Origin of the sequence: Oceanobacter antarcticus (assembly GCF_044962685.1) — a bacterium.
Classification (GTDB): domain Bacteria; phylum Pseudomonadota; class Gammaproteobacteria; order Pseudomonadales; family Oceanobacteraceae; genus Oceanobacter; species Oceanobacter antarcticus.
Genome location: NZ_JBBKTX010000001.1, coordinates 58,343 through 71,119, shown reverse-complemented (window position 1 = coordinate 71,119; position 12,777 = coordinate 58,343). Strand labels below are relative to the sequence as shown.

Sequence of the window (12,777 nt, the reverse complement as noted above, 5' to 3'; positions counted from 1 at the left end):
CCCAGTCAAAGGCACTGCCCTGTGGGCGTTTACCCGAATCAGTCAGGCATATTACGGGAGTAGAAGATCTCCAGCATTTCCTTGCGCACCTTGTTCTCAATCACTTCGCGCTCTGCAGTACTCAGGCTCAGTGCCGCTTCTCCGAACAGGTAGTTATCCAGTTCAAAATCCTTCAGCAACATTTTGGTGTGGAAGGTATTTTCCTGATACACGTTCACATCGATCATCTGATAGGCGTTGCGGGTGTCTTCGGTCAGATAGTTCTGGATTGAATTAATATCGTGGTCGATATAATGCTTGTTGCCATCAACATCACGGGTAAAACCGCGCACCCGGTAATCCACCGTAACGATGTCTGAATCCAGTGCATGAATCAGATAATTTAATGCCTTCAGCGGCGAGATCAGACCGCATGTCGAGACATCAATATCTGCCCGGAAAGTGCTGATCCCGCCATCCGGATGACTCTCTGGGTAGGTGTGCACTGTCACATGGCTTTTATCGAGATGAGCAACGACAGAATCTCTCAATGGGCCAGGCTTCTCTTCCATCAGGTCATCGCTGGGCGGTACTTCATGCTCAGCAATCAAAATGGTCACACTTGCGCCCTGTGGCTCATAATCCTGACGGGCCACATTGAGAATATTTGCACCGATAATATCCACTACATCACCCAGGATCTGAGTCAGGCGGTCGGCGTTGTAGAGTTCATCAATGTATTCGATGTATTCCTGACGTTCTTTCTCGGTCTGGGTATAACAAATATCGTAGATATTAAAACTCAAAGACTTGGTCAGGTTGTTGAAGCCATGCAGGCGCAACTTGTCGTTCAATAGCGTATCCTCATCAACCCCGCCTGATGCGGTGGTGTGGATGTTAAAATTTGAATTTCATTGAACCTGATATCAGGCTTCAATCACTTCATGGCTGTGGGTAATGGCAACACCCGCCTGTTCGAGCATAATCGATGCCGAGCAGTATTTTTCTGCCGACAGAGTGACTGCGCGCTCCACACTGCCCGCCTTCAGATGTTTCCCGGACACTTTGAAATGTACATGTATACGGGTAAAGACCGACGGCACGGAATCTGCCCGTTCCGCTTCAATGGAGGCAACACAATCGGTGACCTGCTGACGCTGTTTGGTCAGGATGCTCATGACATCAAAACTGGTACAACCGCCCAGCCCCAGCAACAGCATTTCCATCGGCCGGACACCCATGTTCCTGCCACCGTGATCTTCTGGACCATCCATGACAACTGTGTGACCACTGCCAGACTCACCCAGGAACATGGCACCGTCTACCCATTTGATTTCTGCTTTCATCTCGTCAACCAGCACAGTTATTAAAGAAAGGCGCGGAGCGTACCATAACCTGCGCGCGCGGTTAAATTGTCTCACCCGGGCAACACGTCCTGTCGCCGTGTTTTGTCACCCTGACAAAAAAGCCCAATCTGTCGATACATTTGATGCCACCACCCTAGGCTCGCTACCAAATCCGGCTGTTATGCCGGGCAAACCCGAACCCTACAAGACAAATCAAAGGCTTACATGATTTTACTGATATTAATGATCTGGTTCACGGAACTGAAAGCCATACTGTCTGTAATGGTAAAAGCACTAACGCACTGCGTCACAAACTGACATACTGTTTAACTTATTCTGTTCATGAGCAATAATCGCATCAGTACCGGATTGGAAGCCCAACTATGAGCCTGGTAAGACTGCCCCAAAAGGATCCCTATCTGGAAGACTTTTTGTCTCAATGTCACCGTCGTCGTTACCCGGCGCGCAGCACCCTGATTTATGCTGGAGAAGAAAGTCACACCCTGTACTATCTGGTCAAAGGCTCCGTCAGCGTCATTATTGAAGACGAAGATGGCCGCGATATGATCATGGCCTACCTGAATCCTGGCGACTTCTTTGGTGAAATGGGTCTGTTCGATGAAGAACACAAAACCCGCACCGCTTGGGTAAAATCCAAAATCGAATGTGAAGTTGCCGAAATCAGCTACAGCAAGTTTGAAGAACTGGTCAAACTGAATCCTGCGCTGCTCTTCCGCTTGTTCCGCCAAATGGCGCATCGCCTGAGCCATACCACCCGCAAAGCCGGTGACTTGGTATTTATGGACGTCACTGGCCGTGTTGCTCGCACCTTGCTGGAATTGAGCAAGGAGCCTGATGCCATGACCCACCCGGATGGTATGCAAATCAAGATTACACGACAGGAAATCGGCCGCATTGTTGGCTGCTCCCGCGAAATGGTCGGTCGGGTATTAAAAGACCTTGAAGACAGCGGCCTGGTATCCGTTAAAGGCAAAACCATGGTGGTGTACGGCACCCGCTGAATTTGATACCGGATTCAATGCTTTATTGACGAGCACAAACAAAAAAACACTGCCATGGCAGTGTTTTTTTGTGGTGATCATAAAAAACCATCGGTCAGAAAAACAGTTGGCTCAGCTCGACACCAGGCTCATCAGCCCGCATAAAGGCCTCTCCGACCAAAAAGCCATGAACATGGTGCTGACGCATGGCTTCAACGTCCTCGCGACTCAAAATACCGCTTTCCGTTACCAGTAATTTATCGTCTGGCACCGCCGCCAACAAACCATAGGTCGTTTCCAACGTCACTTCAAACGTATGCAGATTGCGGTTATTGATACCCAACAGCGGCGTTGTCAACGTCAGCGCAGATTCCAGTTCACGCTGATCATGAACCTCGACCAGCACATCCATACCCAGCTCCTGCGCCAGACCTTCCAGATCCTGCAACTGCATGCCCGACAACGCCGAGACAATCAGTAAAATACAGTCGGCATTCAACGTCCGTGCTTCGTAAATCTGGTAGGGATCCACCAGAAAATCCTTGCGGATGACCGGCAGCGAGCAGGCACTACGGGCTTGTTGGAGAAAATCCTCATGCCCCTGAAAATACTCACGATCCGTCAGTACCGACAAACACGCCGCACCGCCCTTTTCGTAAGACTCGGCAATGGCTGCAGGGACAAAATGTTCACGTAATACGCCCTTCGATGGTGATGCTTTTTTTACTTCGGCAATAACCGCAGGATCACCAGCATCAATGCGGGCACGCATGGCTCGATAAAAGCCGCGTAGTTGTTCCGGATCCTGATCCAGCGCCTGTGCTCTTAATTCAGCCAGCGGCAAGTTACGCCGACGCTGCTTTATTTCCAGTGCTTTGGTTGCGAGGATTTTTCGGAGTACGGTCGGTGTATCGTTATTCACTGCGTTATTCGCCTTTTGTTTCGCCGATTTCAGGCAGCGCCATCTTCAACCAGACAGGTTGAAAAGCTGACCAGCTCTTTCATTTTTTCCAGTGCCAGACCCGAGTAGATGGCATCCTGTGCCATGCTGACACCATCTTTCAGATTCAGCGCCAAACCAGCCACATAAATGGCAGCACCGGCATTCAAAGCCAGCATATCTGCGGCTTTCTTGCCTGCTTCCGTTTTACGTTTGCCCAACGCATCCTGAATCAACTCCAGACTTTCAGCCGCGCTATTAACGATCAGACCATTCAGGCTGCGTGGTTCAATTTCCAGCTCTTCTGGACGAATAATACGTTCACGAAGTTCACCCATGTAAAGCTCACAGGCGTACGTAGGGCCAGCCAGACTGATTTCATCCAGTCCGTCATCGGAATGCACTACCATGACGTGGCCAGCGTTCATCCGCTGCATCACTTCCGCCACCGGGCGCACCAACGCCTTGCTGTACACACCAATCAACTGATTGGGTACACCGGCCGGGTTGGTCATGGGCCCAAGAATGTTAAAAATGGTTCTTAGCCCCAGCGACTTGCGCACACCAATGGCATGTTTCATGGCACTGTGGTGCTGGGGAGCAAACATAAAGCCCACTCCCAACTCTTCAATACAACGGGCAACCTGCTCGGGGCTGAGCGTCAATTTGACCCCTGCTGCCTCAAGTAAATCGGCACTGCCTGATTTCGACGACACGCCACGATTACCGTGCTTGGCGACCTTGCCGCCTGCAGCCGCAACCACAAAGGACGAGGCTGTTGAGACATTAAACAAGTTCGAGCCATCGCCACCAGTACCGACAATATCCACCGCATGGTGCGGATGAACATTGACGCCGCTAACCAAATCCCGCATCACACGCACCGCACCGACAATTTCGTCAATGGTTTCGCCCTTCATCCGCAAGGCAACCAGAAATGCCCCGATCTGGGCATCTTCACACTGGCCGGTCATTATCTGGCGCATGATATCGGTCATTTCTTCCGTCGTCAGATTTTCACCTTCGACAACCCGTGCAAGGGCAGCGCGCATTTCCATAACGGTCTCCTGATCAGTTCAGCCGCATTTGCAAAAAGTTGTTGAGCAAGTCATGGCCATGTTCGGTAAGAATGGACTCGGGATGGAACTGAACCCCTTCAATCGCCAGTTCCCGATGCCGAATCCCCATAATTTCTTCCATGCTGCCATCCGGGTTTTGCGTCCAGGCAGTCACTTCCAGGCAAGCAGGCAAGCTGTGCTTGTCAATCACCAGAGAGTGGTAGCGAGTCGCCTGGTACGGATTCGTCAGGCCGCTAAACACCCCGGTATTGGCATGGTGTATTGCTGACAGCTTGCCATGCATCACCTGCCCAGCACGCGTAATCGTGCCTCCAAATACCTGGCCGATCGACTGGTGGCCAAGACAAATTCCGAGGATCGGCAACTGGCCGGCAAAGTGACGGATAGCGTCCATCGAGATTCCGGCTTCATTCGGCGTACAAGGCCCAGGAGAGATCACAAGATGATCCGGTTTCAAGGCTTCGATTTGCTCCAGTGTAACGTCGTCGTTACGAAACACCCGCACATCTGCACCCAATTCGGCGAAATACTGCACGATGTTGTAAGTAAAGGAGTCGTAGTTATCAATCATTACCAGCATGCTGTACTCCAGCGGCGCCCGCTACAGCTGACGCCTTGTCACATTCATTCGGAAGATGGCGGCCTGTCTGGCAGGCCGTTATTGATCCAGCCCGGCTTCCGCCAGAGCAACGGCACGGAACATGGCCCGGCCCTTGTTCAGGGTTTCCTGCCACTCCATTTCCGGAATTGAATCGGCCACAATCCCGGCTCCTGCCTGAATATTCAGCACACCGTCCTTGATAACAGCGGTACGAATCGCAATAGCGGTATCCATATTGCCGTTCCAGCTCAAATAGCCCACCGCGCCGCCGTACACACCCCGTTTGGTTGTTTCCAGTTCATCAATGATCTCCATTGCCCGAATTTTCGGCGCGCCACTCAAGGTTCCCGCCGGATGCACGGCTCTCAGAACATCCATCGCGGTTGTGCCATCTTTTACCTGACCGGTGACATTGGAAACGATGTGCATCACATGACTGTAATGCTCCACCACCATTCTGTCGGTCAGTTCCACCTTGCCAGTCTGCGCCACCCGGCCAACATCATTACGCCCAAGGTCGATCAGCATCAGATGTTCTGCTATCTCTTTTGGATCAGCCAGCAGCTCCTGCTCCAGTGCCAGATCCTCTGCGGCGGTATGGCCCCGTTTGCGCGTCCCGGCAATCGGCCGTACGGTGACTTCACCGTCTTCAAGGCGTGCCAGAATCTCTGGCGAAGAACCGACAACATGAAAATCATCCAGATGCAGACAATACATATAAGGCGACGGGTTCAGTGTTCTCAACGCACGATAGATATTGACCGGATCGCCCGCAAACGGAATCTGCATACGCTGGGATATCACACACTGCATAATATCCCCGGCCAGGATGTAATCCTTGATGGCAGACACCGCCGAGCGGAACTCGTCTGCACCAAACACTGAGCGGAAATCATCTTCAACCACCTGGCGTGGCTGTACCAATGGCTGACCCACCTCTCCCTGGTAAGGCTGACGCAGCTGTTCGCGCAACTGCTCAATACGCCGTTCGGCAATAGTCAGAGCATCCTGCTGCTGTGGATCAGCCAGTACAATGAGGTGCAAGGTGCCGCTCAAGTTATCGAATACCACCACCTCTTCTGACACCATCAGCAGAATGTCCGGAGTATTCAATTCATCGACAGGGCAACCCTTTTCCAGCCGGGGTTCAATATAACGTACGGTATCGTAACCAAAATAGCCGACCAGCCCGCCCTGAAAACGCGGCAAGCCTGGCAAGTCTGGCACCTTGTAACTTTGCTGTAATTCACTGACATATTGCAACGGGTCACGCACTTCCAGCTCGCTGACCACTTTGCCATTTTCCAGCCGTACCACCCGATGCCCCGACACCTTGATGATATGTCGTGCGGGCAAGCCGATCATCGAATACCGACCCCATTTTTCTCCACCCTGAACCGATTCGAACAAGTAGGAGTAAGGGCGATTGGCCAATTTCAGGTAGGTACTGAGAGGAGTGTCGATATCAGCCAGAACCTGGCGCGACACAGGAATACGGTTGTAGCCCTGGGCAACCAGCGTTTCAAATTCTTGCGGAGTCATAATAGGAACCTGAGTGTGATTAAACGCAATAGCGGATGCATCCTTCCATGAAATACAGGGGTGATGCAGGAAATCAGGCGTTTATCACCATCGACGGGCGAGCAATTGGCCTTGTTGCTGAGGACGATCCAGAGGGTAGAACACCACGGGCTCCATAGTCGTGATTTAATCGAACAGAGATCATACCAGAAGGCCCATCTCCGGCAAGCCTTGCGGCGGTTGATTTCAGTTTTTGAGGGGACGCCAGTCCAGACAAGGCCAGCTTCTTAATTCCGCCGCGTCACGCAAACGGGCATTCGGATTCAACACTACAGGCTGGGCCACTTTTTCCAGTAAGGGCAAATCGGCATGGCTGTCGGTATAAAATGCGGCATCTGCAAATTTCAAACCCCGTTCTCGCAAAAAGGTTCGGGCCAAACCCACCTTGCCACTGCCGTAGCACAGTGGTCGCTGCAAGCCGACAATACGATCATCAACCACCTTGAGGCGGTTACTGATCACATGAGTGATACCCAATGCATCAGCGTAGGCCCGAGCCACATAATCATCGGCCCCCGTAATCATCACCAGCTCGACACCCTGGCTCTGATAGGCATATAGCAGCGATGCCGCCTGCGGATAAATATGCAGATGGCCACGCTCCTCAAAAAACTGCGCCACCCGCTGCTGATACACCGATAAAGCCATGCCACGGGCACGGGTTTTGTAATAATTCGATAAACGCCAGTGAGTCACCCGCCCTTTTTTATAGGCGCGATACAGCGAGGCCAAAGCCAGAGTCGCCTCAACCAGCGCCCAACGCTCACGGCGAACCCGCCATTTGATCCAGAGGCTATTGGCATCCTTGTTAATCAGTGAGTCGTCGAGATCAAAAAAAACGACTTTTACCTTGTATACCTGCATGACACTCTGCCCACAATGCGTCCATTCAGACTAACATGCATTCAAATCCTTCCCAATGCGAATTCGTCGCGTCAACTCACGGTTGCATGCAGACTCAAAAGTTCCGCCCAAAAAACATAAAAATGTTACATCCAGATGATTGACCTTGTGACAAGTTGATGTAGTCTGAAGACATCAGGGAGCAATAGAAACGCCTGATCGCAAACCGGTAAAAGGTATTTTCCGGTTGCAGTTTTTTGTTATCAAGTTATTGTTTTATAAAGGTTTTCAAGACTACCGTAACGTGAAGGAGGGTAAAAATACCGATCCAGGCGCACTCGGCAAGATCCAGAAACCGGTCTGTATACCTATACGGATCTGCCCTTTAGCAAGTGCGTAATGACAACTGCGCCAACGCGCAGACGTCCGCCGGATTCCCCGGCGTAGCCTCATGCTTATTTTAACCAAGGAGCATTTATGAAAGGTCTGGCAATCAGTTTTCGTGACATCGAACATTCAGATGGGATAGAAACGTCTATCCGCGAGAAAGCCACCAAACTTACTTCCACCTTTGATGACATCACCGGTATTCGTGCTGTTGTCGCCATGCCGCACAACCATAGCTATAAAGGCCGACTGGCCCATGTGTCACTGGAAGTGGGATTACCTGGTGAAACGGTAGCAATCACTCACGACAACCACGATAACTCTGACCACGAAGATATGTATGTGGCCGTCAGGGATGCGTTCGAGAAGGCCCAACGCAAGATCCGCAAGATTCATGAAAAGCGGGTAGATCGTAACCGTCGAGCAACAACTGTTGTCGCCCAAGCCACCTGAACACCCCAGATATAATGGCAACTGAAGCTGAATTTACCGCTTAAGCCACTACAAAAAAGCCGCTGATGTCAGCGGCTTTTTTGTGTTTTCTACTCTGGCTGGCACAAACAACCGGTAAAGAAAAAGGCCACTCCAAAGAGTGGCCTCTGCTCTTGCTCCAGATCAAACCTGATCCGGAGCATAGGGCACATAAAACAAGCATTTACAGAAAGGCAAAGTGCTCCACATCCATATCCATCAGGCTCGCAGCACCGGCGGTCATGGTAGCCGCGTGCATGCGGGTACGTGGCAGAATACGCGTAAAGTAGAAACGTGCAGTCGTCAGCTTGGCTTTGTAGAAATCTTCTTCCGATGTACCCGCTGCCAGTTTTTCCTGCGCAACCTTAGCCATTCTGGCCCAGAAATACCCCAGCACCATATAGCCGGAATACATCAGGTAATCGACCGAAGCGGCACCGACTTCATCGCGGTTTTTCATGGCGCTCATACCAATTTTCATGGTCAGGTCGCCCCACTCTTTATTGGCTTCCACCAAAGGTTTGATCATTTTCGACAGTTCTTTATTGCCAGACTCGGCCTTGCAGAACTTGTGCACCATCTTAGTGAACGTCCGCAGGCTGGCACCCTGGGTCATCAGAACTTTACGTCCTAACAGGTCCAGTGCCTGAATACCCGTTGTACCTTCATAAATAGTGGCAATACGGGTATCACGCGCCAGCTGTTCCATGCCCCATTCAGCAATATAACCATGGCCGCCATACACCTGCATACCCAGGTTGGTGGCTTCACAACCGGCTTCGGTCAGGAAGGCCTTGGCAATCGGCGTCAGGAAGCTCAACAGCTCTTCCGCTTCTTTGCGTTCTTCTGCAGATGCGGCTTTTTTAACAATGTCGTTTTGCTGCGAGGCAAAGTACACCAGTGCCCGACCCGCTTCATTCAGCGACTTCTGTGTCAGCAGCATACGACGCACATCAGGGTGAACAATGATCGGATCAGCGGCTTTCTCAGGGGCTTTCGGGCCAGTTAGTGAACGCATGGCCAGACGCTCTTTGGCATATGCCAACGCGCCCTGGAACGATGCTTCCATCGCTGATGAACCCTGCAACGCGGTACCGATACGGGCGGTATTCATAAAGGTGAACATGCAGTTCAGACCCTTGTTTTCCGGCCCAATCAGCCAGCCTTTGGCACCGTCGAAGTTCATGACACAAGTGGCATTACCATGAATGCCCATTTTGTGTTCCAGAGAACCACACTCTACCGCGTTACCATTACCCAGGCTGCCATCTTCATTTGGCATCACCTTGGGCACAATAAACAGGGAAATACCTTTAGTGCCTTCAGGTGCACCAGGCAGACGCGCCAGTACGATGTGGATAATATTTTCGGCCATGTCGTGGTCACCGGCAGAAATAAAGATTTTGGTGCCAGTGATGGAGTAGCTGCCATCGGCATTGGGCTCAGCCTTGGCTTTCAGGATGCCCAGATCAGAACCGCAATGGGGCTCGGTCAGACACATGGTGCCAGTCCATTCGCCCGATACCAGTTTGGTCAGGTAGGTGTTTTTCTGTTCAGCAGTACCGTGCTGGTCAATAGTGTTCATGGCTCCGTGCGACAGACCGGGATACATGCCCCAGGACCAGTTGGACGAACCGACCATTTCCGAAATAACGATCCCCAGCGATTCAGGCAACCCCTGACCGCCAAATTCTTCTTCGTGAGCCAGCGATGGCCAGCCACCTTCAACAAATTTGGCATAGGCTTCTTTGAAACCGGTCGGTGTGGTCACGGAACCGTCTTCATTACGCTTGCAGCCTTCGATATCACCCACACGATTCAGGGGTGCCAGTTCCTGTTCACAAAAACGGGCGCCTTCAGCAATGATGGCGTCCACCATGTCTGGAGTCGCTACTTCGGCGTAGGCAGGAATGCTGGCGTAATGGGACGGCATATCCAGCAGCTCGTCCATAACGAATTTAATTTCACGCAGGGGGGCTTTGTATTCTGGCATTGCGGATACCTCGTCGCCTTACTGTTTGGGTCGCCTGATAGGCGTTATCTGTTATTAGTCTAGCGTCTGACAGCTAAAACGGTGAATGTCAGCGCAGGCTGTCGAATAGGTGTATCTGCACACATTTTCAAACAACTGTTTGAAACATACGTTCGCCTTACAATTCTGTCAAGCAAAAGCGTGCAATAACCCTTATCACCCCCAGAACCCACGACAAGGCAGCAACCCACTTTTTTTTAAACGTCACTCCGGCACCAAGTCGGCTGCCCCTGACCATCGTAGCCCATAACCGCCAGAACGTTACAGAGAGCAAGGGGCGGAGATCAGGCAACACATCAGTAGTCGGATAAGAATGGTTTATCGAATAGCATCAACCAAGACCCGGTGACCAGGGGGCGCTCTCAATTATTTGCTACGGCCTGTCAGGAAGAAAAATTCCGCCAGGCAAAGCGCTGGACGCAGAGAATGACGCGTCCTTTTCAAGTCCGACAACACCGCATGGCAAGATGCTCTTCGAGCTGAGGCCAGTGACTGCCAGCACAGCGTTATTCGTCACTTATTAAGCTAGCCAAACCGCGCTCCTCATGCCTTGTTCTGAAACCAACCGGCTCTCAGCAAACTCGGTTTAATCATTGAGAACGTCCCTTGGACATAGTGATTCCCGAAACGCGGACTGGCTGTACTACCGGTTATTTATTAATCTTGACGCTCATCAAGCCGCACTGATCAACCGCACCGGTCTTCCATCGACCAGTCGCCATCGCGATTAAGGCAATATTTAACAGGAATCTATCATGGCCAGTACATGGCGTTGGGTATGTGCCGAGCAGGATATTGCCGAGGGTGATAGCAAGGGGTTTGAGCTGGATGATACGGCGTTGTTTGTTATCCGCCGGTCTGCGCGTTTTTTTGTTTTTGTTAACCAGTGTCCGCATCTGGGTATTCGGCTGGAGTGGCTACCGGATCAGTTTCTTGATGTGGATGGTTATTTTATCCAGTGCAGCAGCCATGGTGCTCTGTTTCAGGCTGAGGATGGTATGTGTATCGCAGGCCCTTGCGCTGGCCAGCCCCTGACCGCCATCGAGTACGATGTCAAAGACGGCCAGTTACTGGTTTTACTGGACTGAAAGCGCTGCCGGACTTGGACCAAGACGCTGTTTACTACCGGCCAACAGTGCTTGATACGCTCAGTCGAAGGTCTTTTTCAGTGAATCCTTGCCGGATTCCATACCGTCTTTTGCCATTTTTTTGCCGGACTCATAGCCTTCTTTGGCAGCTTCCTTGCCGTGTTCGTAGCCGTCTTTGGCTAACTCCTTACCCTTTTCATAACCTTCCTTGGCCACTTCTTTGCCATGCTCGTAGCCGTCTTTGGCGAATTCCTTACCTTTTTCATAACCTTCTTTGGCGGCTTCTTTACCGTGTTCATAGCCGTCTTTGGCTAATTCCTTACCCTTCTCCATCCCTTCCGCCGCCATACTCTTGCCATCGTCAGTGCTCTCTTCCACTTGCTCACTGCCCTTGTCGACACTGCTTGCTGCCGTTTCTTCAGCGCCACCAAACATGGATTTACCCTTGCTAACCATGCTATCCCACCAGGATGGTTCATCCTCGGCATAGACAGGAGCAGCCAGCAGGGCGGCCATACTGGCGACAGACATCAGCTTGGTTATTACATTCATACAGGTACTCCGCAGGTTGTTTATTGATATCAGTGAATTTACCGAGCCACTATACAGGCTACAGGCTTGCCGGACAGAGTGGCCGTTCAATCCTGAGTGACAGCGCAGTAACGGGATTGTCTAACAGGCCGTTGAAATTCGTATCTAATTCGCTGATAGAAGCTCTTCCGCCTTATAAATCACACTTATTTGGTTGTTTTCTAGCCAGGTTTTCCATTTAAAACGGGATTATCCATCCCGTTTCCGGTCATCAGACGGATTGACCCTGTAACCTTGCCATTCGCACCAGGTTGTAAGCCATCATGGTCATCTCAAGAGCGCTGTTGACCTTCTCCAGCCCCTTCACTTTTAACTGCCGTAAGGGGCCGATGGTCTTACCCCAACCGAAGGGTTCTTCGACCCGTTTACGCACAATCTGACTGGAGACATAACCCGCTTTATGACTGGTTCGACCATCTCCGCATTTATAAAAGCCGAAATCATGGAGCGATAGACGGCCTCGGTTACGTCGGGATTTGCACCAGAATCTTGTGCAAGCGCGCGAACTTTAGAAATTACCTGCTCGACTCTTTGCGGAGCCTTAACGTCATCGCTGGTTTTCTTGAAGCGCGCCGCCTGCATGACAAAGCCGCCACGCTCAGCGATTAGGCTTACGATCTTGTGATCAATCGCGTCGCTATTGGAACGGACTTCCTCAAGGGACTTGCAAGTTACGGCCTTGTTCACTTTTCATTCCTTATTTTTGAGCCATAACGCCTTAATAACAGGCAAAATGCGGTTGGCTAAAATACGAGCGTAGCGAGATAGCCAGCCGTATTTTGTCCTTGTTGATTAACTTGTTAGAGCTTTATTTACACAATTAAAAAAGGTGCTTGTT

General features: G+C 51.2%; 14 protein-coding genes. 3 read left to right on the top strand and 11 right to left on the bottom strand.

Annotation, left to right across the window (positions count from 1 at the left end; genetic code table 11):
* Nucleotides 1–38 precede the first annotated feature (38 nt).
* Together speD and WG929_RS00345 are read right to left on the bottom strand one after the other, a co-directional pair.
* On the bottom strand, nucleotides 39–833 hold the full coding sequence (speD, locus tag WG929_RS00350; RefSeq protein ID WP_369857056.1) for an adenosylmethionine decarboxylase: 795 nt from the start codon (nucleotides 831–833) through the stop codon (nucleotides 39–41).
* Between the two features lie 72 nt (nucleotides 834–905).
* Nucleotides 906–1,325, bottom strand: coding sequence for an OsmC family protein (locus tag WG929_RS00345; RefSeq protein WP_369857055.1), 420 nt, complete (start codon nucleotides 1,323–1,325; stop codon nucleotides 906–908).
* Between the two features lie 383 nt (nucleotides 1,326–1,708).
* Here WG929_RS00345 and crp point away from each other — a divergent pair, with 383 nt between their 5' ends.
* Nucleotides 1,709–2,347 (top strand): cAMP-activated global transcriptional regulator CRP, encoded by a 639-nt coding sequence (gene crp / locus WG929_RS00340; protein WP_369857054.1) that lies wholly within the window; start codon nucleotides 1,709–1,711, stop codon nucleotides 2,345–2,347.
* Nucleotides 2,348–2,441: 94 nt separating this feature from the next.
* Here the strand turns inward: crp and trpC are convergent, their stop codons facing one another.
* The 5 genes from trpC to WG929_RS00315 form a co-directional block, all read right to left on the bottom strand.
* Complete coding sequence (gene trpC, locus WG929_RS00335; RefSeq protein ID WP_416204412.1) at nucleotides 2,442–3,248, bottom strand: indole-3-glycerol phosphate synthase TrpC; 807 nt, start codon at nucleotides 3,246–3,248, stop codon at nucleotides 2,442–2,444.
* 29 nt (nucleotides 3,249–3,277) lie between these two features.
* A complete protein-coding gene (trpD, locus tag WG929_RS00330) occupies nucleotides 3,278–4,324 on the bottom strand; it encodes an anthranilate phosphoribosyltransferase (RefSeq protein ID WP_416204411.1) in 1,047 nt (348 codons plus the stop codon).
* Nucleotides 4,325–4,337: 13 nt separating this feature from the next.
* Complete coding sequence (locus tag WG929_RS00325; protein WP_416204410.1) at nucleotides 4,338–4,925, bottom strand: anthranilate synthase component II; 588 nt, start codon at nucleotides 4,923–4,925, stop codon at nucleotides 4,338–4,340.
* A gap of 78 nt (nucleotides 4,926–5,003) precedes the next feature.
* Nucleotides 5,004–6,488: an anthranilate synthase component I gene (trpE, locus tag WG929_RS00320; protein ID WP_416204409.1), complete on the bottom strand. Its 1,485-nt coding sequence runs from the start codon at nucleotides 6,486–6,488 to the stop codon at nucleotides 5,004–5,006.
* Nucleotides 6,489–6,713: 225 nt separating this feature from the next.
* A complete protein-coding gene (locus WG929_RS00315) occupies nucleotides 6,714–7,391 on the bottom strand; it encodes an HAD family hydrolase (RefSeq protein WP_369857049.1) in 678 nt (225 codons plus the stop codon).
* A gap of 456 nt (nucleotides 7,392–7,847) precedes the next feature.
* On the opposite strand from WG929_RS00315, the gene WG929_RS00310 reads away from it, so the two are divergent.
* The gene (locus WG929_RS00310) at nucleotides 7,848–8,210 is read left to right on the top strand and encodes an HPF/RaiA family ribosome-associated protein (protein ID WP_369857048.1); all 363 of its coding nucleotides are present in this window, start codon (nucleotides 7,848–7,850) and stop codon (nucleotides 8,208–8,210) included.
* Nucleotides 8,211–8,412: 202 nt separating this feature from the next.
* On the opposite strand, the gene WG929_RS00305 is transcribed toward WG929_RS00310, so the two are convergent.
* Nucleotides 8,413–10,221, bottom strand: a complete 1,809-nt coding sequence (locus WG929_RS00305) for an acyl-CoA dehydrogenase C-terminal domain-containing protein (protein WP_416204408.1) — start codon at nucleotides 10,219–10,221, stop codon at nucleotides 8,413–8,415.
* 794 nt (nucleotides 10,222–11,015) lie between these two features.
* On the opposite strand from WG929_RS00305, the gene WG929_RS00300 reads away from it, so the two are divergent.
* A complete protein-coding gene (locus WG929_RS00300; protein WP_416204407.1) occupies nucleotides 11,016–11,348 on the top strand; it encodes a Rieske (2Fe-2S) protein in 333 nt (110 codons plus the stop codon).
* 60 nt (nucleotides 11,349–11,408) lie between these two features.
* On the opposite strand, the gene WG929_RS00295 is transcribed toward WG929_RS00300, so the two are convergent.
* The 3 genes from WG929_RS00295 to WG929_RS00285 form a co-directional block, all read right to left on the bottom strand.
* Entirely contained in the window at nucleotides 11,409–11,900 is a 492-nt protein-coding gene (locus tag WG929_RS00295) for a hypothetical protein (RefSeq protein WP_416204406.1), read from the bottom strand.
* 250 nt (nucleotides 11,901–12,150) lie between these two features.
* A complete protein-coding gene (locus WG929_RS00290) occupies nucleotides 12,151–12,312 on the bottom strand; it encodes a transposase (protein ID WP_369855281.1) in 162 nt (53 codons plus the stop codon).
* Nucleotides 12,249–12,626, bottom strand: a complete 378-nt coding sequence (locus WG929_RS00285) for a chorismate mutase (protein ID WP_416204405.1) — start codon at nucleotides 12,624–12,626, stop codon at nucleotides 12,249–12,251. The genes WG929_RS00290 and WG929_RS00285 overlap by 64 nt, the downstream gene beginning before the upstream one ends.
* Between the last annotated feature and the right edge of the window lie 151 nt (nucleotides 12,627–12,777).

What these genes read in the sequence shown, in the direction of transcription:
- WG929_RS00345 (WP_369857055.1), bottom strand. Translation starts at nt 1,325, where the DNA reads ATGAAAGCAGAAATCAAATGGGTAGACGGTGCCATGTTCCTGGGTGAG.
- crp (WP_369857054.1), top strand. Translation starts at nt 1,709, where the DNA reads ATGAGCCTGGTAAGACTGCCCCAAAAGGATCCCTATCTGGAAGACTTT.
- trpD (WP_416204411.1), bottom strand. Translation starts at nt 4,324, where the DNA reads ATGGAAATGCGCGCTGCCCTTGCACGGGTTGTCGAAGGTGAAAATCTG.
- WG929_RS00325 (WP_416204410.1), bottom strand. Translation starts at nt 4,925, where the DNA reads ATGCTGGTAATGATTGATAACTACGACTCCTTTACTTACAACATCGTG.
- trpE (WP_416204409.1), bottom strand. Translation starts at nt 6,488, where the DNA reads ATGACTCCGCAAGAATTTGAAACGCTGGTTGCCCAGGGCTACAACCGT.
- WG929_RS00315 (WP_369857049.1), bottom strand. Translation starts at nt 7,391, where the DNA reads ATGCAGGTATACAAGGTAAAAGTCGTTTTTTTTGATCTCGACGACTCA.
- WG929_RS00310 (WP_369857048.1), top strand. Translation starts at nt 7,848, where the DNA reads ATGAAAGGTCTGGCAATCAGTTTTCGTGACATCGAACATTCAGATGGG.
- WG929_RS00305 (WP_416204408.1), bottom strand. Translation starts at nt 10,221, where the DNA reads ATGCCAGAATACAAAGCCCCCCTGCGTGAAATTAAATTCGTTATGGAC.
- WG929_RS00300 (WP_416204407.1), top strand. Translation starts at nt 11,016, where the DNA reads ATGGCCAGTACATGGCGTTGGGTATGTGCCGAGCAGGATATTGCCGAG.
- WG929_RS00295 (WP_416204406.1), bottom strand. Translation starts at nt 11,900, where the DNA reads ATGAATGTAATAACCAAGCTGATGTCTGTCGCCAGTATGGCCGCCCTG.